Below are 23,858 nucleotides of genomic sequence, written 5' to 3' on the forward strand. Positions count from 1 at the left end.
GGGCGATGCGGGGCACATCCGACCTGCGACGCCGGGTGACGTCGAGGGCTCGGCTCACGCGGTGGCGGTCAGACCGGCACCGTGAGCGTGGCTGTGTAGCCCTTGTCGACGCTGCCTTCGACCGCGGCCATCTGCTGCTCGTAGCCGTCGCTGAAGATCATGTCGCTCTCCAGGGAGAGCCGGCCCAGGTTCTGCACACTCTGGTCGTAGCCGTCGCTCGCGTACACCGTGTCGCAGACGTCCTTAGGAAAGGCGAGCTGTGAAGTCGCCGTGATGGATGTGGCGTTGGTCGCGTCGTCCAGGCTGCCGTACACCTCGAAGTGGATGTGCGGCCAGCGGCCCGGATAGCAGCCCGGGAAGACGCTGGTGAACGTGACCTGGCCCTTGGAGTCGGTCTCCTGTACGCCGCGCAGGTAGTTCTCCTCGGTGACGCCCTCGGAGTACAACGAGTAGTTGCCGTCCCGGTCGCACTGCCAGAGGTAGACGGCCGCGCCTTCTTTCGGCGTACCGCAGCCGGAGGCGGCCTCGGTGACGGTGAGGGTGATGGTCAGCGCCACACCCTCGGCGGTGCCGCTCGCGGAGCCGAAGCTGGAGGTGATGTCCGAGCGGACGACGCCGCTTTCCTTGAGGACGTTGACGCCGTTGGACCCGTCGCCGGGGTACGGCCCGGCCGTCTCATCCGGGATGGTCTCGCAACTCGCCTCGGATGTCCCCGAGGAGGCCGCGGAGGACGAGGCCGAGGAGGGTGAGGAGCCGGCGGTCTCCGGCTCCTCACTGCTGCAGCCCACCACCGGGACCAGACTCACGCCGGCCAGCAGCCGGATCATTTTGCGGCGGTGAAGCGTGGGGAGGTCGTAGGAGAGACCTCTGTCGTGGTCGTGGAGTTCTTCGCTCATGAGGGCTCGCCTTTGGTTCGTCTGTGCCATCCGCTGGTTGTGCGTGACAGTAAGGCCGCTGCCTGTGAAGCGTCCACGAGCCAGCTGTGCGTGTGGATTCGATCCCGTCTCGCGGACGTGGTTCGTACGGATCGGTGTGTTGGGCATCCGGGCGCTCGACGTCCTGCAGCGTCTGGGGCCCGCCGTGGAGCGCTCTCCCGGACAGGCCACCGGTCCTGCGGGCGCAGCGCGCCGGCTGTCCGGTCCCGAGGGCGTGCTCAGTCGTCGAACGCCGAGGCCAAAGCGTCCCGTTCGAGGCCCAGCGCGGTTTCGGTGAAGTGGGCGATGGTGCGGCGGACGTCCACGATGCCCTGGTTCACGCCGATCGAGGAGTGGACGATGACGCCGTCCAGGGCTGTGAGCAGCTGCCAGGCCAGGGCGTCCGGGTCGTGCGAGGCGAAGCGTTCCTCGCGTACGCCCCGGTCCAGGACCTCGACCAGGCGGCTGTGGGTGATGCGCATGGCGTGGTCCACGGCCGCGTGGACCCTCGGCTTTCGGGCCGCCATGTACCAGGCGTCGAGCCATACCGTCTTGTGCGGTTCCGGGCTCTCCGAGACCCAGACGCGCAGCATGTGACGCAGTCCCTGCACCGCGTCGCCGAGCTCCTCGACCTCCTGGAACGTGCGCTCGAAGTCGGTGCTGACGGCGTGGGTGAACGCCTCCGCCTCCAGCGCCTCCACGGCGTCGAAGTAGTGGTGGACCAGGCCGGGCGCACAGCCGAGCCGGGCGGCGACACTGCGGTACGTGACCGCCGCGAGTCCCTCCTCCAGTGCGACCGCTGCGGCTGCCTCGATGATCTCCTGTCGCCGCTCGGCGGGGGGCAGACGCCGGCTCCTGGCGGTGGGCTGCGGTGCGCTCATGGGGGTCTTCCTACGTCAGCCGGTACGGCCCGTGCAAACTCCACGTTACTTTTATTGGCTTCCAGGCCAATAGTTCTTGACCCATTCGCGCCGCCCGTGGTCGACTCCTGCCGTCCGTTTCTGTTGGCCGCATGGCCAATAGCATTGTGGCCAACAACTTCTGGGCGGTGGCACTCATGGACCCTCAGCCGGTACTGACACCCGCGCCGGCGGCGGGCCCGCCCGGCGCGGACGGCTCCGGCGGGCCGGGCGGCCCGGCCGCGTCGAAGTGCGCGGCATCGACCACATCCCCGACGCCGAGCGCCACGGACGTCCGCGCGAGCTGTTCTGGGTGTGGTTCGCCGCGAACATCACGTACCTCTACTTCGTCCTCGGCGGTGTCGTCCTGCTGCTCGGACTGACCCTCTGGCAGTCCGTGCTGGTACTCGTCGTGGGCAACCTGTACTGGGTCGGCGTGGGCACCCTCGCCATCAGCGGTCCGCCGTCCGGCACTCCGAGCGTCGTCGTCACCCGCGCGATGTACGGCGTGCGCGGAAACCGGCCCTTCAGCGCGGGCATCGGCTGGCTCGTCGCGATCGCGTACGAAGCCGTCAACCTCGCGCTCGGGGCGCTCGCCGGATTCGCGCTGGCCGACCACGCCGGGCTGACCGTCTCCGGTCCGGTCAAGGTGATCGTGCTGCTCGTCACCGCCGCGGTGACCTTCGCCGTCAGCATCTTCGGCCATGCGACGATCGTGCGGCTCAGCCCGTACTTCACCGCCGTGCTCGCCACCGTGATGGTGCTGCTCGCGGTGTTCGTGCTGCGGGAGGCCGACACCGGCTACGTACCGGAGGCCCCACTGCACGGCGCGGACCTGTGGGCCACGCTCTCGATCGGCGTCGCGATCATCGCCTCCGTGCCGCTGTCCTGGGCCAACGGCGCCGACTACGCGCGCTATCTGCCCCGCACGGTGTCGCTGCCCCGGGTTCTCGCCCACACGGCCCTTGGCGCTTTCCTGCCCGCTGTGGTCCTCGGCGTCCTCGGTGTCCTCGCCGGCACCCGCATCGACATGGGCGATCCGCAGGGCAACCTCGCGGAGATCGTGCCCGGCTGGTTCTATCCGGTGTTCCTGTTCGTCATCGTGTTCAGCTCGATCACGAACAACATCCTCACCGCCTACTCCTCCGGCCTGTGCCTGCAGTCGATGGGGCTGCGCGTGAGCCGGGCCCGCTCGGTGTTCCTCGACGCCGCGCTCAGCATGGCGATCGCCTCGTACGCCCTGTTCGTCCATGACTTCACCGACACGCTCAGCCGCATCCTCGAAGTGACCGTGGCCGTGCTCGCCCCCTCCATGGCGCTGTACGTCGCCGACATCGTGCTGCGCCGCAACCGCTACGACGGCGTGGCACTGCACGACGAGTCGCGGACGAGCCGCTTCTGGTACCGCGGCGGGTTCAACGTCGCGGGCGTGGCCGCGCTCGTCGTGGGTGCCGCCGGTGCCGCGCTGTGCGTGAACACCACCGACTACCAGGGGCCGCTGTCCGACGCCCTGGCGGGCGGTGACGTGAGCTTCCTGGTCGGGCCCGAGCTCACCGTGGCGGTGTACGCGGCGCTGTGGCGCTGGAGCGAGCGGTCCGCCCGTCCTCAGGAGGCCGGCCATGGCTGAGCCGATGGTCCTGACCGCCGACGACCTCGACGACCTGGCGCTCGGCTGCGCCGTCTACGGCACCGGTGGCGGCGGCGACGTCTCCGGTGAGCTGTTGGCCGCTTCCGTGGCCCTGAAGACGTACGGTGACGTCCCCCTCGTACCGATGACCGATCTGCCGACGGACGGACTGATCCTCCCGCTGTCGATGATCGGCGCGCCCACCGTCGCCCTGGAGATGCCGGGCAGCGGCCGGGAGGCGGAGGCGGCCCGGGCCGAGGTCGAGCGGCTGACCGGGCGGCGTGTCGTCGCCGTGATGGCCGCGGAGATCGGCGGCGCGAACGGCGTGGCACCGGTCGGCTGGGCGGCCCGGCTCGGGCTGCCCCTGCTGGACGCGGACGGGATGGGACGCGCCTTTCCCGAGCTGCAGATGGTGTCCATGCACGTAGCGGGCCTGAAACCCGAGGTCGTCGTCCTCGTCGACGCGCTCGGCAACACGGCCTCGCTACGGCCGGTCGACGCGGTGTGGGCCGAGCGCTGGGGGCGGGCTCTGTGCGTCGCCTCGGGCTCGTCGGCGCTCATGGCCGACCACTTGCTGACGCCCGCCGACCGGGACGCGGTGGTCCACGGGTCGGTGTCCCGGGCCCTGGAGGTGGGCCGGGTGCTGCGAACCGCCGATGAGCCCATGGACGCCCTGGTCGCCGCCCTCGGCGCCCGGAGCCTTGTGACCGGCGTGCTCGAGGACGTGGACCGGGACACCGACGAGGGCTTCGTCCGCGGGAGCGTGACCGTCTCCGGGCGTGGCGCCGACCACGGGCGGCACCTGCGCATCGAGCTGCAGAACGAGAACCTGGTGGCGTGGGAGGGCGGCGCGGTCCTCGCGAGCGTTCCCGACCTGATCACGGTGTGCGACACGCAGACGGGCATCCCGATCGCCACGGAATCCCTGCGCTTCGGCCAGCGGGTCACGGTGCTCGCCTGGCCGTGCGACCCGCTGTGGCGCACCCCGCGCGGCCTGGAGGTCGCGGGCCCGGCGGCCTTCGGGTACGAGCATCACTACATGCCGGTGGAGTGGACCGGCCTGCTGATGGAAGAGGGCCGCCGATGACCCGCCACCCCTCGTCCCGGCTGCGGATCGGCATCGACGTGGGCGGCACCAACACCGACGCCGTGGCGCTCGACGCGCGCGACCGGCTCGTCGCCCGCGCCAAGCGGCCGACCACGGACGACGTCACCGGCGGCATGCGCGCCGCGCTCGAAGCGGTCCTGGCGGAACTGGGGGAGCGGTCCCGGGACGTACGCGCCGTCATGCTCGGCACGACCCACGCCACCAACGCCGTCGCCGAGCGCCAGGGCCTCGCCCGGGTCGGCGTCCTGCGTATCGCCGGACCGGTCGCCGACGCGGTCCCGCCGCTCGCCGCCTGGCCGTCCGACCTGTACGGGAAGGTCGTGGCCGGTGTCGCCGGGGTCGGCGGCGGTCATCTGATCGACGGGCACCCGGTGGCCCCGCTGGACATCGAGGCCGTCAAGCGTTTCCTGGGGGAGGTCGCGGGACGAGCCGAGGCGATCGCCGTGACCTCGGTGTTCGGCCCTGTGCACCCTGAGCACGAACTGCGCGTCGCCGAGCTCGTACGGGCCGAACTCGGCACTGCAGTGCGCGTCTCGATGGGTCATCAGATGGGCGCCCTGGGCCTGCTGGCACGAGAGAACTCGACGGTCCTCAACGCGGCCCTCGGCCCCGCGATCGCAGTGGTCACGGCGGCCCTCTCCCGGGTCGTCACCGACCACGGCCTCGACGCCGCCACCTACTTCGCGCAGAACGACGGCACGCTCATGGAGGCGGCCCACGCCGACCGTTTCCCCGTGCTCACCATCGGCTCCGGGCCGTCGAACTCCCTGCGCGGCGCCGCGCTGCTGACCGGCCGGAGCGACGCCATCGTCGCCGACGTCGGGGGCACCACGACCGACCTGGGTGTCCTGGTCGACGGCTTCGCGCGGGAGAGCGCCGCCGGGTGCGTCATCGGCGGCGTACAGACGAACCTGTCCATGCCCGATGTGCTGTCCATCGCGTACGGAGGCGGCACCGTCGTCCACGACGCCCGCGTCGGGCCCGACTCCGTCGACCGGGCGATCACCACGCGTGCCCTGGTGTTCGGCGGCGACACGCCCACGCTCAGCGATGCGGGAGTCCTCGCCGGACGGATCGCCCTCGGGGACCGCGATCGCATCGCCGACCGCCGGGACGGCGGGGCGGCCGCCCGGCTCAAGACGGCGGTGGAGGACTTCGACACCGAGTTGTCCCATGCCGTGAGCCTCGTCTCGCACGGCCGCCGCGACCAGCCGGTCATCGCCGTCGGCGGCGCGGCAGGCCTGGTCCCCGACACGGTCGGCGGGCATGCCGTCGAACGGCCCCGCAATGCGGATGTCGCCAACGCGGTCGGCGCGGCCATCGCCCTCGTCGGCGGTGAGCACGAGACCGTCGTCCCGGCCGGTTCGGGACGCCGGGAAGCCCTCCAGGAGGCGCGCGCCACCGCCGTCGAGCGGGCGATCGAGAGGGGCGCGGACCCCGATGACGTCTCCGTCGTCCGCATCCGCGAGGTGCCTCTCAGCTACGGCGGACGCCGGTCGATCAGGGTCACCGTGAAGGCGGTCGGGCGGCTGGCGGATCCGGGCTTGCCTCCTCAAACGGCTGCTGACTATGAGTGAAATATGATTCTTCACGGCGTATGGGTGATGGGGGGTGCGTACGGGTGAACGCGGCGATCGGTACGATGCCGCAGCTCACCGCAGTTCAACGCTGTACGTACCACGGGGGATCGTCGTGTTCGGAATCGTCAGGCCCTGCCGTCACCGGCTCTCAGAGAGTCTCAGAACCCAGTGGATGGCGCATTTGTGCGGGCTGTGCCTCGCGCTGCGCAAGGACCACGGACAGTTCGCGAGGGTCGTCACGAACTACGACGGCTTGCTGATATCCGTTCTGACGGAGGCTCAGGCCGAGAAGGACGGCGGCGGGCGGCGCACGGCGGGACCGTGTCCGCTGCGCGGAATGCGTACCGCATCCGTCGCACACGGTGAGGGAGCGCGGCTCGCGGCCGCCGTCTCGCTGGTGCTCGCCTCCGCCAAGGTGCGCGACCATGTCGCCGACAAGGACGGGCTGCTGGCCCGCAAACCGGTGGCGCTCGCCGCGCGCCGGGTCGCCGCGAGCTGGGGCCGGGCCGGGGAGCGGACCGGCTCGGACGTCGGCTTCGACACCGTCCTGCTCGTCGACGCAGTGGACCGGCAGGTCGGCATCGAGGCGCTCGCCGGGCTCGGAACGCCCCTTCTCACGGTCACCGAACCGACCGAGACCGCGACCGCCGCCGCCTTCGCCCACACCGCGGTCCTCGCCGGACGGCCGGGCAACGCGGAACCGCTCGCCGAGGCCGGGCGCCTCTTCGGGCGGCTCGCGCATCTCCTGGACGCCGTGGAGGACAAGGAGACTGACGCCGCGTCGGGTGCCTGGAACCCTCTCACCGCGACCGGGACGCCCCTCACGGAGGCCCGGCGGCTCGCCGACGACGCCGTGCACGGGATACGGCTCGCGCTGCGGGAGGCCGACTTCACGGACCCGAAGCTCGCGCACCGGCTGCTCGTGCACGAGCTGCGCACCTCCGTGGACCGGGCCTTCGGCACCGCCGCCTGCGCGCACGGATCCGCGCCGACGGGAGCGATGCCGGGCGGGCCGTACGCCCCGCCCGGCGGCCCGTGGGCCCCGCTGCCCCCGGAGCCGCCCCGCCGCGACCGGCGCGGGCTGCTCGCCGGGTGCGCGGTGTGGATGGGGCTCGCCTGTACCTGCCAGATGTGCTGCGGAGGGTTCGACGACCCGTGGAGCCGGGAACGCCGGGAAGGACTGTGCACCAACACCGACTGCAGCGGCTGCGGTGACTGCTGCAGCTGCTGTGAGTGCTGCGGGAACTGTTGCGGCGACGACGGCTGCGGCTGCGACGGCTGCGACTGCGGCTGCAGTTGCTGAGCCGCTCCCGGTCAGTCCTTGAGCTCCGGCGGCGAGATCGGCGAGGTCGCGATCGCCGAACCTGACCCCCGCATCCTCGCCGTCTTCAACGAGGCCACCGGCCCCCTCCGGGCCCGTGACGTCAGCGAAGCCCTCGACCACGAACTGCTGCGCAAGAACATCGAAGGCACCCGCGCCAAGCTGAAACGCCTCGCCAAGCCCGACATCCTCACCGAGGCCGACACCGGCAGCTTCACCAGGAAGCAGTAGCAGCCCGAAGCCCCGCGACCAGCAGCCCTGCCCCCACCTCATCGGCAAATGGACATCACCTCACGAACCCGCCTCATGAGGTTGGTGGCACCCGGGCCTGGGGCCCGGCCGCGACGCGCTCACCGGGGCCGGCCGACCCTCGGGGTCAGCCGCCCGTGGAGTAGGAGGCGACCACGCCGCGCATGAAGTTCGCGTCGCCGCTGAGCTCGACGCTGATGTTGCCGGCGGCTCAAAGCTCGTGGGTGCCGGGCACGAGATCGAGGTCGCTCACGTCGAAGCGCCGGCGCCGATCCGCCTTGGTGATCTTCCCGGAGCGGCCGGCGACCGGCTTCGACACCTTGACCATGTGCAATGCGCCGTCGGCGGTGCGATGGAGGCCGCCGTTCAGGACGAACCCGCCTGCGCTGTCCCGGGTCCCCGACGTGTCGAGACCGTGGTTCTTGCGCAGCTCGGTGTCGAGGGCCTTCGGGGCCTTCCGCCAGCGTTTGCCGTCCCAGTGCAGGGCGACCGTCGGCTCGTGCTCCTCCTCGCCCGTCCAGTACCTGTGGGCACCGAACGCCCAGACGTCGTCCCGGGAGACGGTGACGACGTCGTACAGCGAGGCATCGTCCTCCGGATCCGGCTCGGGGCGGTGGAACTCGGGCGTCGGGAACGACCGCCACTTCTTCCCGTCGAAGTGCACGTCCAGGCAGGCGTCTCGGCGGGCGGTGTCTCCTGGTCAGACATCGGTCGTCCCCTGCCCGGCGACGCGGCCATCACCCGCCGGTCGACCGTCAACAGCGCCTCGTCCACGGCCCGTTCAGCGGCGGCACGGCGCTGATCCCGCTCCTCGTCGGTCCACGGCGAGGGCGGCGCGAGCGACCGGACGTACCACCGCCACAGGGGCACTCGCTCGCGGCGCGCCGCCGCGTGAGGGCCGCGCACGCCTGTACGGCGAGGACGCAGAGCCCGAGGGCGAAGAGCGCCAGGGCAGCAGGGCCACGAAGAAGTCCGAGACGCCGCCCCCACCTCCTTGGCCGCCACCTCCCGCCGCAAGACCCCGTCGTACGCCGTCCACACGGACCCGTACCCGCCGGATCTCACCTGGCTCCCGACCCGATAACGCCCACCGAGCGCGCGCCCTGCACCACGGCCCTTCCCAGAGGGACCGCGAGAGGCGGCGGAAGAGGAGAACGGGCCGGCTGTCACGCGGGCGTGCGGGCGGACGCCACCGCGGAGTTGATCGCGCCGGCGGACAGCCGGCTACTGCGAGTCGGCGCAGGCCGGCCCGGCCTGCTGCGGGATCCCCGGACTCCTGTCCATTCGAACGCCAGGTCGTGGCATGCCTCGTCCGGGGGAAGCGCGACGTATCCCGATTGCCCGCAGGTCTGCCTGCACAGCCTTGAAGACATGACGGAGTGGGGGATCACACCGGCCCGCAGGGGACTGACGCGAGTGAGCGTCGCCGCCGTTGTCGTGCTGGGCTCGGTTGCACTCACGAGTGGTGCGGTGCGGGCGGAGACGGCCGATACGGACAGCCCGCCGCCCCACGGTGTACGTGTCGAAGTGACGGCGGGGCCCGCGCCTGGATGCCGTCGGATCGTCGTTGGCACCGAGGGCGGCCACTCCCTCGTGACCGTGGGGTGTGACGCCTGCCCGCACTCGTACGTGGCCGTGACAGCGCGCACGGCGCCCCAGCTGCAGTTGAGCCTCGTGTGGAAGCGACCGTGCGAGAGGCCGCCCGCCACGCCGCCCGCGACGCCCCCGCCTACTCCGCGTCCTGAGCCCCCACCTACTCCGCGTCCTGAGCCCTCACCTCCGAGCGCCCCTGTCCCCACCCCTGCCTCCCCGTCACCCACCCCTGCTTCCCCGACCCCCACGCCCTCCCCACCGAGGGTCACAGCTCCGCAGGCCGCGCTTCCCGTGCCGACCCGGCCGCACCCATCGAAGGCGGCCGGTACGCCGAGCCAGAAGCCGAAACACCCGGAGCGGGCGGCGCCGACCCCGAAGCCTGTCACGCACCGGACGTACCAGGCTCCGCCGCGCAGAGCGACACGCGACGGAATCCCGTTGATGACCCTGGCCCTGCTGCTCATGGCTCCGGCGGTACTGGCCGCGGCGGCCCTGCGCACGCGTTCCTCGTCCCGGGGCGGCGGGCGCGGCCGTTAGACGGCCACCCGGGTCGCGCCCCCTCACCACCGCCACAGGTTGAGACGCAGCGACCGGACCAGGCCCCCACTGCAAGCCCCACCGACCCTGCCGCTCTACGGAGGTTCCATGTCGCAATGGCTGGTCCTGGCCCTGGTGATGGCCTCGGCCTGCGTGGTGGTCCTGGCCATCACCCTGCTCAAGCACCGGCGTATCGGTGATGATGACGATCCCACCGAGACCCCCGACGTCATCGAGTACATGACCATGATGATCGGTGTTGTCTACGCGATCGTGCTCGGACTCGCCATCGCCGGTGGCTGGGAGGCGCGCAGTGCCGCGCATGACAACGTACGCGCCGAGGCCCAGGCCCTGCACGAGGTCAACGAGCGTGCTCAGGCCTACCCGGCGGTCGTACGGGACCGCATCAAGAAGGACATCGACGCCTACGTGCACTACGTGGTCGACGAGGAGTGGCAGGTCATGGCCGACCACGGCGAACTGTCCGACCGGGGAACCGAACTGTTCTCGCGGGTACGCAAGGACGTTGCCGGCTACGAACCGCGGACCGACCAGGAAGACCGGGCCTACCAGCCGATGGTCGACCAGGTCGCCGTTGCCGATGACGCCCGGGGTTCCCGGGGCGACAGCGCGGGTGGGGCGATGCCGGGTGTGGTCTGGTTCGGCCTCATCGTGGGCGCGATGGTGACGATCGGCATGATCTTCACCCTGCAGATCCGCGCCTCTCCACCGGAATTGCTGCTCGCCGGCCTGTTCAGCGCCCTGATCGCCTTCCTGCTCTTCTTGATCTGGGAATTCGACTCCCCCTTCAGCCGGGACGCCGGCACGGCGGCCGGCCCCTTCCTCGACCTCTTCCCCGCCGTCGACTCAACCGCACCCTGACCGCCGTCGGCGGCGACGCCGTCCCGGACAGCCCGTCGTCCGAAAGAGCGACGCATCCGGAAAACAGCACCTCCACAGAGAGGAACGAGAGGCAGACCATGTCACAGCCCTTCAAACTTCCGGTGTTCTACGAGCCGTACCCGGCACGGCTCAGCCCCCACCTGGAGACGGTGCGGAAGGACTCCAAGACCTGGGCCCGCAGGATGGGGATGATCGAGGGATCGGAGGTCTGGGACAGCCGTGACTTCGACTCCCACGACTACGCCTTGCTGTGCTCGTACACCCATCCCGACGCCCCGGCTGCCGAGCTGTCCTTGGTCACCGAGTGGTACGTGTGGGTGTTCTTCTTCGACGACGACTTCCTGCGGCGTTTCAAGCGCAGCCAGGACCTTCCCGGAGCCCGCGCCTACCTCGACCGGTTGCCGGCCTTCATGCCGATGGAGCCCGGGGGTGCGCCCGCGGAGCCGGCAAGCGCGGTCGAACGCGGCCTGGCCGACCTGTGGGCCCGCACCGTGCCGGCCATGTCCCAGGACTGGCGCCGCCGGTTCGCGACGAGCACGAAAGCCCTGCTCGAGGAATCCCTGTGGGAGCTGCGCAACATCTCCGACGGCCGTGTCGCCAATCCGCTGGAGTACATCGAGATGCGGCGCAAGGTGGGCGGTGCCCCCTGGTCCGCGGGTCTCGTCGAGTACGCCGCGGGCGCCGAGGTGCCGGAGCCGATCGCGGCCTGCCGTCCCATGCTCGTGCTCCGGGACACCTTCTCCGACGCGGTGCACCTGCGGAACGACCTGTTCTCCTACCAGCGGGAGATCGAGGACGAGGGCGAACTCTCCAACAGCGTGCTGGTCTTCGAACGGTTCCTGGGCTGCGACACCCAGCAGGCCGCCGACGCCGTCAACGAGCTGCTCACCTCTCGGCTGCAGCAGTTCGAGCACACCGCGCTGACCGAGCTGGCACCGCTGTTCGCCGAGCACGGCCTGCCCCCGCAGTCCTGCGCCGACGTCCTGGCCTACGTCAAGGGACTCCAGGACTGGCAGGCGGGCGGCCACGAATGGCACATGCGCTCCAGCCGCTACATGAACGGCGCGGCCGCAGGCTCACCGGTCACGGCGAGCGCATCAGCCGTCCCGGGCGGCCTGGCGGGTGTCCTGCACGGTCCGACCGGTCTGGGCACCTCCGCGGCCCGCATCACGGCCTCGGTGGTGGCAACGATGCCGAAGCGGCTGCGCAGCCACGCGCATGTGCCGTTCCAGCGGGTCGGGCCGGTCCCCGTCCCCGAGCTGTACATGCCGTTCACCACACAGCTGAGCCCTCATCTGGACGACTCACGCGAGCACGTCGTCGACTGGGCCCACACGGTGGGCATGCTGGAGCCGCTGCCCGGCGTGCCCGGTCCCGGCATCTGGGACGAACACAAGCTGCGGGCCTTCGACTTCGCCCTGTGCTCGGCGGGCATCCATCCGGACGCCTCCCCCGAAGAGCTGGACCTGACGTCGCACTGGCTCACCTGGGGAACGTACGCCGACGACTACTACCCCGCCGTGTTCGGACCCCGGTCCGACATCACCGGCGCCAGGCTGTGCAACGAGCGGCTGTCCGCGTTCATGCCGGTGGACTCCACGGCGGTTCCCACCCCGGCGAACGCGCTGGAACGCGGGCTCGCGGACCTGTGGTCCCGTACGGCCGGCCCGATGACGACCGCCGCACGCCGCGCGTTCCGCGGCACCATCGAGGACATGACCGGCAGCTGGGTGTGGGAACTGTGCAACGCGGCGGAGAACCGCATCCCCGACCCGGTCGACTACATCGAGATGCGGCGCAAGACCTTCGGGGCGGACCTCACGATGAGTCTGTGCCGCCTGTCCCACCGGCGCACGGTACCGCCGGAGGCGTACCGGAGCCGTCCCGTCCAGGCGATGCAGAACTCGGCGGCGGACTACGCGGCCCTGATCAACGACCTGTACTCGTACCAGAAGGAGATCGAGTTCGAGGGTGAGATCCACAACGCCGTCCTCGTCGTCCAGGACTTCTTCGACTGCGGCCTCACCGAAGCGCTCGGCATCGTTGCCGATCTGATGACCTCACGGATGCGGGAGTTCGAACGCGTGGTGTCCACCGAGCTTCCGGAGATGTTCGACCAGCTGGATCTCGACTCCGACACACGGGCCACGCTCACCGGGTACGCACAGGAACTCAAGCACTGGCTCGCCGGAATCCTCATCTGGCACCGGCAGTGCCATCGATACGAGGAAGCCGAGCTGCGCCGCCCGGTGGGCAGGTGGACCAGCCTGCCCACCCGTCCCACCGGTCTCGGTACATCAGCGGCTCGCATCCCGGCCTCCGCACGTTTCCGCACTCCTGCCGTCGGCACGTCGCCGTCCCGCGGACGGGGCCGCGCCTGAGGTGCCCCTGCAGCAGGTGCGTGACGGTCTCACCGGGCGGTTGCCCCGTCCGCGCCGTCGACGCACTCGGCCTTGTCGTACTCTCAAATCCGCGTCGTACTCTCAAATCCGCCGAATTGCGATCCGCAATCGAGCCACTCCCGTGGCTCGGCCGCACTGCGTGAATTCCGCTTTCGCCATTGGGGGTGCCATTTCATGCCAAAAAGAGCCCGTCAAAGCGGAAGCGCCCCTCTGGGGAATCCTCGGTGGTGCCCGTTCGGTGGCAGTTCATTCCCACTCGTTTGAGTTATGGCAAGACGCCGGTTTCAAATGTCACGCTTTTTCAGCGAGCCGAAAAACTGATTCTCCATCACAAACGCTTGGGGGAAATACATGTCGGTCGAGGCGGGTAGCGAGAACCGCACGGAGCAAGACCGTCGCCAGCAGAGCCTGGCGACGTCGGCCGCGCGCAACCTGGCCACCACCACCAAGTCCGTCCCGCAGATGCAGGAGATCACCTCCAGGTGGCTGCTGCGGATGCTGCCCTGGGTCCAGGTGGAAGGTGGAACCTACCGGGTGAACCGCCGGCTGAACTATGCGGTCGGGGACGGGCGCGTGACCTTCGTGAAGACGGGGGACCAGGTGGAAGTGATCCCGGCCGAGCTGGGGGAACTTCCGGTTCTGCGGGACTACGGCGACCTCGAGGTGCTCGGCGAACTGGCGCGGCGCTGCCGGCAGCAGGAGTACGAGCCCGGGGCGGTCCTCGCCTCCTTCGGCAGCCAGGCGGACACGGTGTTCCTGCTGGCGCACGGCAAGGTCGAGAAGGTGGGCTCAGGGCCCTACGGAGATGACGCGGTACTCGGAGTACTGGCCGACGGCGCCTACTTCGGCGACCAATGCCTCACCGCCTCCGACGGCATCTGGGAGTTCACGGCACGTGCCCTGACCCATTGCACCGTTCTCGCCCTCACTCGGCAGGATGTCCTGACACTGGCGGACCGTTCCGTATCGCTCCACGCGCACCTGGAGCAGGTGCGGTCCGTTCCCGAGCAGCGCACCAACAAATACGGGGAGGCCGCGATCGACCTGTCGGCCGGCCACGTCGGAGAAGCCCTACTACCGCACACATTCGTGGACTACGAGTCGGCCCCGCGCGAGTACGAACTGAGCGTCGCGCAGACAGTGCTGCGGATCCACAGCAGGGTCGCCGACCTCTACAACCAGCCGATGAACCAGACAGAGCAGCAGTTGCGGCTCACCGTGGAGGCGCTCAAAGAACGCCAGGAGCACGAACTCGTCAACAACCGCGAGTTCGGTCTGCTTCACAACTGCGAGTACGACCAGCGTCTGCAGCCACACAACGGCGTTCCCAGCCCCGACGACATGGACGAACTGCTCAGCAGGCGCCGCGGATCCAAGCTGTTCCTCGCCCACCCCAGGGCGATCGCCGCGTTCGGACGGGAATGCAGCAAGCGGGGTCTCTACCCGGACACGGTGGACATGCACGGCCACCAGGTGCCCGCCTGGCGCGGTGTGCCGATCTTCCCCTGCAACAAGATCCCGATCTCCGACGCCCGTACGACATCGATCATCTGCATGCGTACGGGCGAGTCGGAAGCGGGCGTCATCGGGCTCAGGCAGAGCGGCATCCCGGACGAGATCGAGCCGAGCCTGTCCGTTCGCTTTATGGGCATCAGCGAGCAGGCGATCATCTCGTACCTGGTCACGGCCTACTATTCGGCGGCAGTCCTGGTGCCGGACGCCCTCGGCGTCCTGGAGAACGTCGAAATCGGCCACTGGCGCTGACACAGGTGCCGAGACCCGGAGCTGGGCCGGACAGCCCTTGGACGATCGCGGATCGTCCAAGGGCTGTCCGGCACCCCAGCGGGCTCTCGACGCCGGCTACGGCCACTCGCGGCTGCGGATCTCGACGTCGAAGGAGAGGAAGAGCGCGAACTCCGCCCAGGCATCGGACCACAGCTTGATCACCGCTGGATACTTCGTGCCTCAGGTGTCGCTGAACTCCAGGAACGGCGTTGTCACGTTGGCTGAGCGGGGCGGGATGATCTTGTGGTTGATCGTGTCTGGAGGGGATCGCCCGTGTCGTCCGCGTCGCCGTCGTACAAGGGGCACCGGTACCCGGTCGAGATCATCTCGCACTGCGTGTGGCTGTACTTCCGGTTCCCGCTCAGCTTCCGTGAGGCCGAGGAGCTGATGCTGGAGCGCGGCGTCGTCGTGTCCTACGAGACCGTCCGCCGCTGGTGTCTGAAGTTCGGACAGGCCTACGCCGACTCCCTGCGCCGCCGGCGCCCCGCCCCGGCGACAAGTGGCACCTCGACGAGGTCTTCGTCACGATCAACGGCGAGCAGAAATACCTGTGGCGGGCCGTCGACCAGGACGGCAACGTCCTCGACATCCTGGTCCAGAACCGGCGCGACAAGACCGCGGCCAGGCGATTCCTCCGCCGGCTCCTCAAGGAGACCGGGTCCATGCCGCGGGTGGTCGTCACCGACAAGCTCCGTTCCTACGGCGCCGCCCACCGCGAAATCATGCCCTCGGTCGAGCACCGCTCCCGCAAAGGCCTGAACAACCGGGCCGAGAACTCCCGCCAACCGACCCGGCAGCGCGAACGGGCCCCGTGAAAGGCTTCTGCAGCACCGGCGGAGCGCAGAGATTCCTCGCCGCGTTCAGCGGCATTTCACCCCACTTCCGGCCCCGCCGCCACCTGATGTCCGCTCCCAACTACCGAGCCGAGATGACCGTCCGCTTCGCGATCTGGGACCAGGTCACCAGCGTCGCCGGCCTGCCCACCACGCCCTGAGCACTCGGCCGGAACCCGGCCCACCACACCCCACCACACCGTCAAAACACCTACACATCCAACAACGCGACAGCGCCAGTCCGCCGCTTCTGGCGGCCCGTCTCGTCGGCATGGCCGCCAAGGCCCTTCACGCGCCTGGCCGGGAGGTCTCGTCCGGCACCTCCGACACATGGGCGCTGACAATGCGCCAGCCTATGGGGAAGCGTGTCCACGACTGCGTCTGGCGGCCGACGGCGTTACCCCCGGGGTAGGCGAACAGGGTGGTGACCACCGCGTAGTCGGTCCCGAACGTGCTGATTCTGGTGTCGAAGAGCTTTCTGCCCGGGGGAAACGGCGGTTGTTGCCGTCGCCAGTCCCGGATTTCCTCGATCCCGGCCTGCCGATCGGCGATACCGAAGCGGACCGTGTCGGGTGAGGTCCAGAAGTACCCGGTGATGCTTTCGTGGTCGTCGGTGACCAGGGCTTCCTCGTAGCCGGCGAAGACCGCCGTCACTTCGGCGACCGTCTGTGGCAGGTCCACGTCCATCCGCTCTCCGTTCGTCATGGGTCCGGTCCGTCCTCGCGCGGCCGTGCAGCCAGGTGGTCACCCGGCCGCACGGAAGTCGCCTCCAGTCGTCGTCAGCTGTGGTGAGCCATCGTCAGTCGGTGGCCGCCGACTTGTCCGGCTCGGCGGTCTCGGTGGCCTCGTCCGGCAGGACGGCGGCGCCGGCGCCGGCCGGCACAGTTTCCGGGACCGGGTCAGGTCCCTGCTCGTCCTGCGGCTCTGGAGCCGCAGCCGCGGAGGAGCCGCCGCCGTGCAGCCGCTCGAGTGCCAGTTCCTCGGCGTCCGGCTCGCGGGGTGCGGGCCTGGTCAGAGCGAAGGCTCCGCACAGCACGGCTGCGAAGAGGTAACCGAGGCTGACGCTCCCGCTGGCGTTCCAGTCGATCTTCGGGGCGTGGATGAGCCCGATGAAGGAGAGCGCCGCTCCGGCCAGGGCCACTCCTGCCGCCGGGACGAACCGTTTGTCGATGACGAACGCGACGAGCGCGCCCAGGATCAGGCCGGCCAGGATCGCGCCCTGGCCGAGGACCATCAGTCCGTGGTAAACGACACCCGACGACTCCAGACCGGCCTCCCCGACCTTGGTCGCGCTGGTGCCGGCGGCTGCGAGGGCGTTGTCGATCTGGCCGACGGCCCAGGAGGCCAGGTTCGGCACGAGTGCGGCGACCACGGCCGCGGCGTGTGCCTTGGGTGAAAGCTGGAAGGCCTGGGCGCCGATGAGCAGGCCGATGTAGAGCAGGATGGGCACGATCGCGGCGACCGGGAAGATCGCGCCCAACAGACTGAACATGCCCAGGAAGCACATCAGAGCGATGACCGCGCCGGTGGCCAGCGAGTAGCCGGTGCGCCCGCCGGCCTTCTTCCATCCGGGGTGACCGACGTATACGGCGGGCGGGAAGGGAGAGCCCAGCGCGGAGCCGATGACGGCGCCCGCGCCGTCGGCCAGCAGTACCGAACGCAGGTTGTAGTTGTCACCGGCGGCAGCGGCGCTCTCGACGTTGCTCATCCCCTCGGTGAAGTTGTAGACACCCAGCGGGATGGCGGTGGCGAGCAGCGGTGCGACATCCGAGAGACCGGAGAACAGCGTGCCGAGGTGGAGGCCCGGGAGAGCGAAGGTGATGTCGTCGGCCGCCGCTGAGATCGCAGAGCCGTCCATTGCTCCGCCGGCCCAGCCAATGGCGGTGCCCACCAGCAGCGCGGCGAGCCCGATGGGGATGTTGCCGGGCAGCTTCAGATCGGTCATGAGACCGATCAGGAGCAGCAGGAAGACCGGCAGGGCGATCCACAGGTTGTCCCACATCTGGCCGGCAGGCCGCATGGAGATGAAGGAGACAGAGATACCGGCGAGGGTGCCGAGCAGGGCTGCCCGGGGTGCGTACCGGCGTATGTACGGGCCGATGAAGGCCCCGATGATGACGATCACGCCGATGATGAAGGCCCAGGCAATACCGGCCTTCCAGGCCAGCAGCGGATCCTTGGTCTTGAGGTAGATCGGCAGCATGATGACGAACACGACGATGAACATGTGCGGCACGCTCGGCCCGTAGGGCATCGCGGTGACATCCTGCCGCCCCTCCCGCAGCGCGAGTCTGCGGCCGAGGTAGGCGTAGTAGATGTTGCCCGCGATCAGGGCGATGCCCAGCGCCGGCAGGATGGTGTGGAAGACATCGTCGGCGGGAATCTTGAGGACTCCCAGGCACAACCCGGTCAAAGTGAGCACATTGACCAGGACGTTGACGCCCAGTCCGAAGAACGCGTTGGTGTCGCCCCGTACCCACAGCGGGAGGGGCATGGGTCTTTTCTCGGCGGGGGCGGTGCGGCGGAGCGACAGCATGGTGGGATCACCCTTCGTCGGGTGGAGCGGTGGTTATGGCGTGGGGTACGCCGGGTAACGGGGTGTTGGCGGACCGAGGCACCGCTGAGGTGGCGGTGCGGTCGGGTCAGTCGGGGGCGCGGCGCGCGCGGCCGGGGCGCTGGTCCGCGGCCCTGTCAGAGCGGCTGGCGCGCCGGTTCGCGGACGGTTTCCGGAGCGTCGGGGCCAGCGGGCGATGCGGTGGCCAGTGCCGCCAGGAACGCGGCCGACTCCGCGGTCCAGCCGAAGATGCCGCCCTGCGCGGCCACCATCTCCAGACCCGCCTGCTGGAATTGAGGGAAGTACGAGCCGACGCAGTCCGACAGCACCAGGCACTCGTATCCACGGTCGTTGGCTTCGCGGACCGTCGTATGCACACACACTTCGGTGGTGACGCCGGTGACTACGAGACGGCGGATGCCGCGGGCGGTGAGCAGATCACCGAACCCGGTGGCGTAGAAGGCGCCTTTGCCCGGCTTGTCGATCACCGGCTCACCCGCCACCGGGTAGAGCTCCTCGATGATGTCGTGGCCCTCCTCACCGCGGACCAGTATCCGGCCCTTGGGGCCCGGGTCGCCGATGCGCATGCTGGGGTTTCCTCGCAGCAGCTTGCTGGGGGGACAGTCGGACAGGTCCGGCAGGTGTCCCTCGCGGGTGTGTATGACCGTCATGCCCGCGGCGCGGCAGGCGTCGAGTACGGCCCGCAGCGGAGCGATGGTTCTGCGTAGTTGTTCCACGTCATTGCCCAGGCTCTCGCCGAATCCGCCGGGTTCGAGGAAGTCCCGCTGCATGTCGATGAGAACGAGTGCCGTCTCGGCGGGGTCGAAGGAGAACCGGTACGGGGCGGCCTCGACACTGAGCGATTCTGCAACTGCCATGGCGGTTCCTGCTTTCGTCGAGGGGAATGGGAGTCGACGCGGTCGGCTCGGGCGGATTCGGACCATGCGCCCGGATGTGCAGGACTGTTCGAGCGGTGCAGGGGCCCGTCCGGTGGGTCAGGTCAGGAGGTGGCCTCAGTCGTGGCGGCGATCAGGTCGTCGGCGGTGGAGACGCATCCGAAGACGCCGCCCTGCATGGTCACCATGTGCAGCGCGGCTTCATGGTTCGAAGGGTCCGTAGCGCCGGTGCAGTCGGAGAGGATCAGACATTCGTAGCCGCGGTCGTTGGCCTCGCGCATGGTGGTGTGGACGCACACGTCCGTGGTGATGCCGGTGAGGACCAGATGTGTGATGCCCCGGGTGCGCAGTACGAGGTCGAGGTTGGTGGCGTAGAACGCCCCCTTGCCCGGCTTGTCCACGATCACCTCACCGGGAAACGGGGCCACTTCGGGCACGATCTCCCAGCCGGGTTCCCCCCGGACCAGAATGCGGCCGCACGGTCCGGCGGCGCCGATCTCGGCGCCGATCTGCGCGGACCGCCAGCGCTTGTTGGCCGGCAGGTCTGCCAGATCGGGGGCGTGCCCCTCACGAGTGTGGACCACGAGCATGCCCGTGCTGCGGGCGTGCGCGAGCAGCTTCTGCGTCGCCGGGAGCCCGGCCCGGGTCAGCGAGATGTCGTATCCCATCGTGTCCACGTAACCGCCGGGTCCGCAGAAGTCCGTCTGCCAGTCGATGCAGAGCACGGCGACACGGTCGGCAGGCACGGATGTGTCGTACGGCCATGCGTAGGGCTTCGCGGTGACCGGACCGACGATTACTGTCGGGTTTTGCGGACTTATGGGCGTACTGTCAGCCATTGACCCCCCAAGCCGGTGAAGCGGTGTATGGGAAAGTAGCCACAATATTTCTGGCATTCCGTACATGGTGATTATGTGGAAATTAGTTTCGGCCAGACGGTCGCCACGTTACGGAGAAATGACGCGGCCACGGGTGGGCGCAGGGCCCAGGGCCAGGGCCCCTTTACGGAACGACTACGCCCTCCAGTGTGCGCAGCGGCAGCCCGGGCCGGTCAGGGACGGCGAAGCCGCCGGGCCGCCAGAAGCGGCGGACCGGCGCTGTCACGTTGTTGGATGTGTAGGTGTTTTGACGGTGTGGTGGGGTGTGGTGGGCTGGGTTCCGGCCGAGTGCTCAGGGCGTGGTGGGCAGGCCGGCGACGCTGGTGACCTGGTCCCAGATCGCGAAGCGGGGTAGAGCACCGGCTGCCCGTAGCGGGCACGGGCGCGATCGGCGACCTTTGGCGGCGGTGCGGTACGGGTCAGCCGCTCCACGAGCCGGAGCCGGCGCCCTTCCGCCCGGCGGGCATTGGACAAGCAGCCACGTGCGACGCCATAACACCAGGGCGGCACGCCGTCGGGGTCGGCCACGGGGCCCTTCCCGAGCCCGGGCACGTCCTCGAGGCGCCGCCAGAGCACGAGCATCGTCTCCGCGAGGATGTCATCTGCCGCGTCGACGTCCGCCCGGCGCAGCAGATACCGGTGCAGCGGCTCCGCCACCGCGCGCCAGCGATTCGAAGCGGGCTTCTCGGGCCCGGGCAAATTCCTGCTCCAGCATGGATTCCACCCCCCACCTGTCCGGCCGGGGCCTGTTTCTCTCATCGCCACGGGCACTGTACTTACCCCGAGCCCGAGGGATGTCCGTCGCGCCGGCCGAGGCGACGGCCCCATCCCGGCTGTCCCGGCCTGCCAGGTCCGGCGCGGGCAAGATCGGCCACGACCGTTCGCGCGCGACCGGCACCGGGCACGTAACCAGCCGACATCCGCCCGCCCCGAACCGCGAAGCGGACATCAAGTCACGTAACATCCTTTCAGAGCGAGCCCGTGTTCCATCGGATTCCTAGTTGTGCCATCTCATGCCGTTGGTTCCACGGGTGCGATAGCCGGGCGGTCGGTGGCGGTACGCCGCACATCTCGCCGGGCCTCCGCGAGCTGTACGGAGATCACCCACAGCACCCCGAGGTCGAAGATGAGCTCGGTGACAGAGGCGAACTGGTTCACGGTGAACTTGAACACCTGCCCGGCCAGGATGTCTGCGAGCAGTGCCAGCCTGAACAGCCGGAAGGCAACGGCCCGATCGCGCCACAGCCGCACCAGCCCCGCCACGCCGAGGAGGACGGACGCCGCGGCGCTCACCAGGATCCCGACGGCGGCACCGACTTGCGGATCGCGGTCGAGTTCGCCGCTCACGGCATCCATCGGGATCCATACGGTGAGCAGCACGGCCTCGGTGAGCACGCAGGCGACGGCCCCGATGGCGGCAGCGCGGGTGCGGGCGACGTGGCGCAGGGCGTGCGCGGTCTCCGCGAATCGTCGACGGTGCGGTGCGGGAGGCCGCTCCGGGAGGGCGTCGATGAGCCGTACGAGCGCTTGGTCGGCGTCGTGCCCGGACCCCTCAATGAGGCGGAGCGCGGCGCGGCGCTGCTCGTCGGTGAGCCCGGAGCCGACGCCGCCGAGGGCGAGGTCGGCGGCCTGGGCGGTGCGCTGGTCGGGGGTGAGGGCGGCGGGTTCGGCCCCTCGTCTCCGGATGCCTTGGACGAGCAGCAACAGCAGAGCAAAGCTTCCGTAGATGATCCCGGCGGCGGGCTGATAGAAGTACCCGGGCTCGTCCGTGACCTGCTTCCCGACCTCGTCGATGAAGAGCCCGAACCCGACCCCGCCGACAACGGCGGCGCCGCCGCGGGCGGCCCGCCCGACGCAGCAGAGCAGGACGAGCAGGGCGACCATCATCAGCAGCCCGCCCCACAGCATGTGCGCGATGTGCAGGTGACTGGCCCCACCGCCGAGCTTGGGATACCCGGCCTGGGCGAGAAAGGCGCGGGTGCCGAGCACGGCGGCGATGCCAGAGAGCGCGAACAACTGCGCGTGCGAGGCGGCGTTGGCTGCGCGGAGGAGGGTGGGTCGAGGTAAGCGCCTGAGGCGAGATGAGCCCATCCCCCGAGCGTGGCGGGCCGCGGCTCGCAGGACGATCGGGGAATGCCCGGAGAACTCCCCGACCATGCCCCTAGGTGTGCCGTCTTATCGGAACCTCTCGACACCTTCCCGCAGCAACTCACGATCGAGGACTTCCAGGCACCAACCTCCTGAGACACCACACCTAGTGCTTCCAGAGCGGCCGTCTGTTCGGAGGTGAGTGCGTGTGTCTGAGCCTTCGATAGTTCTGCCTCGCGTGCCGGAGCACTGCCCGCTCCCGTTGGAGTGAAGAACTCGATGAACTGCTGCCCGCCACGCCTCAACGCGTCATGGTTCCTCTGAGGCAATCAGGGTCGAAGGGAGCAGGGTTGTGCATGTGAGGCGTATCGGAACAATCCTGAGCGCTGTCGCGCTCACCATGCTGGCCATTCCGACGAACGCTCACGCCGCAGCAGTCGCCTGCGGCGGTGGTGTGTCGACCGGCCGGGTGGCCGTCAACGGCTGCATCAGCGCCCAACGCGGAAAGGAAGGCCGCATCTACACTCGGGAGATCACGGCGTACGTCAAGGCGCGTAACACGGGGCCGAGGGCGGTGAACCTCTCCTACGAGGCGTTCTTTCGTGTCGTCGACGGTGGTTACTGGGTGAAGTTGGGCAGCGGTCGCACCTATGTCCCGGCAGGTGGGACCGCCGGGCCCACGGAGGTGGGAAGCTCGACCCGGGTGTGCGGGCCCGTGAAGGTCGAGATTCGTGTACACGCCCGTGCCGACGGGGCCGCCTGGAGCGGGTGGTCTACCGCCGGCACGGCGCAGTGCCAAACCTGAGCGGCCAAACTGCGACCGCTCCGCTGCATACGGCAACTCCTCAGCACCCGCGCTGTACTGGCTAATCTGGGCCAGTGGTGGCTGTGAACGGCCGCAAGCCACAGCGCGAGAGGACATCGATGACCGACCACGCGACCATGCCGGGCACCAAAGCCGATCCCGGCGTCCTGGTGCTGGAATTCCGGCACACCCACCGCCTCATCGATCCCTCCGAAGAAGGCGTCCAGACCTGGCGGGTCGACATCACCGCGGACGACAAGACAATCGGCAGCCTGCGGGCCACGCGTGGCCTGTACTGGAAGGCGGACAACCTGTGCGAGCGGATGGCCGACGAACAGTCCTTCCTCGCCCTGGTGGCGGAGCAACTACTCGGCCCAGAGGGGAAGTTCAGCCCGGAGTTCGAGGACTTCGTCGACATGGCCTCCAGCGTCCTGGTCGTCGACGAGCTGGACATCGCCGCGCCCTGGAACGACCCCTGGATCATCGCCGGTCTGGCCGCCAGCGTCATCGACCGGCTGACCGACAACCAGTTCGCCGTGGTCTTTCCCCACGCCGCCTCCCATGGCACCGGTGCTGCCCTCCTCGCGGAAGCCGCCACCTTGCTGAGCGCCGAACCGTTCTCCGAGGACCTGCTGATCGTCGACACCGCCCTCGCCTCCCCCGAAGAAGCCGCCCACCGTGTGCGGGAACGCCTGCGCGACCGCGCCCGCTACGGGGGCTCCGATCCGTGGAACGAGGACTTCGAGGACTGGGACGAAGAAGGCGAAGAGGGCGAGGAAGTCCTCACGGCGCGCACGAGGGCCGTCCTGCGCCTGGCCCTGCAGGACCTGTAGGACCAGGCCTGGGAAGAGACTGTTGCTCTCGGCGACGAACCGCTGCCGCGCGG

General features: G+C 69.5%; 18 protein-coding genes and 1 pseudogene. 11 read left to right on the forward strand and 8 right to left on the reverse strand.

Annotated features, from left to right (window positions below; genetic code table 11):
* Positions 1–68: 68 nt before the first annotated feature.
* Both IEZ21_RS11615 and IEZ21_RS11620 read right to left on the reverse strand, forming a co-directional pair.
* On the reverse strand, positions 69–896 hold the full coding sequence (locus IEZ21_RS11615) for an intradiol ring-cleavage dioxygenase (protein WP_189321774.1): 828 nt from the start codon (positions 894–896) through the stop codon (positions 69–71).
* Positions 897–1,153: 257 nt separating this feature from the next.
* Positions 1,154–1,795 carry a TetR/AcrR family transcriptional regulator gene (locus IEZ21_RS11620; protein WP_189321775.1) on the reverse strand — a complete coding sequence of 214 codons (642 nt, stop codon included), beginning with the start codon at positions 1,793–1,795 and terminating at the stop codon, positions 1,154–1,156.
* A 268-nt stretch (positions 1,796–2,063) separates the two neighbouring features.
* Between IEZ21_RS11620 and IEZ21_RS11625 the strand changes: the two genes are divergently transcribed.
* From IEZ21_RS11625 to IEZ21_RS11645, 5 genes are all read left to right on the forward strand, one after another.
* Positions 2,064–3,440 carry a purine-cytosine permease family protein gene (locus tag IEZ21_RS11625; RefSeq protein ID WP_213089283.1) on the forward strand — a complete coding sequence of 459 codons (1,377 nt, stop codon included), beginning with the start codon at positions 2,064–2,066 and terminating at the stop codon, positions 3,438–3,440.
* The gene (locus IEZ21_RS11630; RefSeq protein ID WP_213089284.1) at positions 3,433–4,527 is read left to right on the forward strand and encodes an S-methyl thiohydantoin desulfurase family protein; all 1,095 of its coding nucleotides are present in this window, start codon (positions 3,433–3,435) and stop codon (positions 4,525–4,527) included. Before IEZ21_RS11625 ends, IEZ21_RS11630 begins: the two co-directional genes overlap by 8 nt.
* Positions 4,524–6,125, forward strand: a complete 1,602-nt coding sequence (locus IEZ21_RS11635) for a hydantoinase/oxoprolinase N-terminal domain-containing protein (RefSeq protein ID WP_189321776.1) — start codon at positions 4,524–4,526, stop codon at positions 6,123–6,125. The genes IEZ21_RS11630 and IEZ21_RS11635 overlap by 4 nt, the downstream gene beginning before the upstream one ends.
* Before the next feature lie 115 nt (positions 6,126–6,240).
* Positions 6,241–7,431, forward strand: a complete 1,191-nt coding sequence (locus IEZ21_RS11640) for a DUF5685 family protein (protein WP_189321777.1) — start codon at positions 6,241–6,243, stop codon at positions 7,429–7,431.
* Positions 7,432–7,449: 18 nt separating this feature from the next.
* Positions 7,450–7,680 (forward strand): hypothetical protein, encoded by a 231-nt coding sequence (locus tag IEZ21_RS11645; protein ID WP_189321862.1) that lies wholly within the window; start codon positions 7,450–7,452, stop codon positions 7,678–7,680.
* Between the two features lie 229 nt (positions 7,681–7,909).
* Here IEZ21_RS11645 and IEZ21_RS11650 read toward each other — a convergent pair whose 3' ends face one another.
* The gene (locus IEZ21_RS11650) at positions 7,910–8,362 is read right to left on the reverse strand and encodes a hypothetical protein (protein ID WP_189321778.1); all 453 of its coding nucleotides are present in this window, start codon (positions 8,360–8,362) and stop codon (positions 7,910–7,912) included.
* A gap of 1,574 nt (positions 8,363–9,936) precedes the next feature.
* Between IEZ21_RS11650 and IEZ21_RS11655 the strand changes: the two genes are divergently transcribed.
* From IEZ21_RS11655 to IEZ21_RS11670, 4 genes and pseudogenes are all read left to right on the forward strand, one after another.
* On the forward strand, positions 9,937–10,710 hold the full coding sequence (locus tag IEZ21_RS11655) for a bestrophin-like domain (protein WP_189321779.1): 774 nt from the start codon (positions 9,937–9,939) through the stop codon (positions 10,708–10,710).
* A 98-nt stretch (positions 10,711–10,808) separates the two neighbouring features.
* Positions 10,809–13,112 (forward strand): family 2 encapsulin nanocompartment cargo protein terpene cyclase, encoded by a 2,304-nt coding sequence (locus IEZ21_RS11660; protein WP_189321780.1) that lies wholly within the window; start codon positions 10,809–10,811, stop codon positions 13,110–13,112.
* Positions 13,113–13,484: 372 nt separating this feature from the next.
* Complete coding sequence (locus IEZ21_RS11665) at positions 13,485–14,897, forward strand: family 2B encapsulin nanocompartment shell protein (RefSeq protein ID WP_189321781.1); 1,413 nt, start codon at positions 13,485–13,487, stop codon at positions 14,895–14,897.
* Between the two features lie 294 nt (positions 14,898–15,191).
* Positions 15,192–15,912: pseudogene (locus IEZ21_RS11670) on the forward strand (IS6 family transposase).
* Positions 15,913–16,039: 127 nt separating this feature from the next.
* Here the strand turns inward: IEZ21_RS11670 and IEZ21_RS11675 are convergent.
* The 5 genes from IEZ21_RS11675 to IEZ21_RS11695 all read right to left on the reverse strand — a co-directional run bounded on the left by IEZ21_RS11675 (position 16,040) and on the right by IEZ21_RS11695 (position 22,095).
* The gene (locus IEZ21_RS11675) at positions 16,040–16,456 is read right to left on the reverse strand and encodes an AtzH-like domain-containing protein (protein ID WP_246567586.1); all 417 of its coding nucleotides are present in this window, start codon (positions 16,454–16,456) and stop codon (positions 16,040–16,042) included.
* A 94-nt stretch (positions 16,457–16,550) separates the two neighbouring features.
* Positions 16,551–18,287: a regulator gene (locus IEZ21_RS11680; protein WP_189321782.1), complete on the reverse strand. Its 1,737-nt coding sequence runs from the start codon at positions 18,285–18,287 to the stop codon at positions 16,551–16,553.
* Between the two features lie 155 nt (positions 18,288–18,442).
* Positions 18,443–19,183: a cysteine hydrolase family protein gene (locus tag IEZ21_RS11685; protein ID WP_189321783.1), complete on the reverse strand. Its 741-nt coding sequence runs from the start codon at positions 19,181–19,183 to the stop codon at positions 18,443–18,445.
* A 122-nt stretch (positions 19,184–19,305) separates the two neighbouring features.
* Entirely contained in the window at positions 19,306–20,040 is a 735-nt protein-coding gene (gene biuH / locus IEZ21_RS11690; RefSeq protein ID WP_213089285.1) for a biuret amidohydrolase, read from the reverse strand.
* A 1,050-nt stretch (positions 20,041–21,090) separates the two neighbouring features.
* On the reverse strand, positions 21,091–22,095 hold the full coding sequence (locus IEZ21_RS11695) for a hypothetical protein (protein ID WP_213089286.1): 1,005 nt from the start codon (positions 22,093–22,095) through the stop codon (positions 21,091–21,093).
* A gap of 472 nt (positions 22,096–22,567) precedes the next feature.
* Between IEZ21_RS11695 and IEZ21_RS11700 the strand changes: the two genes are divergently transcribed.
* Positions 22,568–22,972, forward strand: coding sequence for a hypothetical protein (locus tag IEZ21_RS11700; protein ID WP_246567588.1), 405 nt, complete (start codon positions 22,568–22,570; stop codon positions 22,970–22,972).
* A 119-nt stretch (positions 22,973–23,091) separates the two neighbouring features.
* A complete protein-coding gene (locus IEZ21_RS47475; protein WP_246567590.1) occupies positions 23,092–23,805 on the forward strand; it encodes a hypothetical protein in 714 nt (237 codons plus the stop codon).
* Positions 23,806–23,858 lie beyond the last annotated feature (53 nt).

The sequence above is a fragment of the Streptomyces flaveus genome (assembly GCF_014647675.1).
GTDB classification, from domain to species: domain Bacteria; phylum Actinomycetota; class Actinomycetes; order Streptomycetales; family Streptomycetaceae; genus Streptomyces; species Streptomyces flaveus.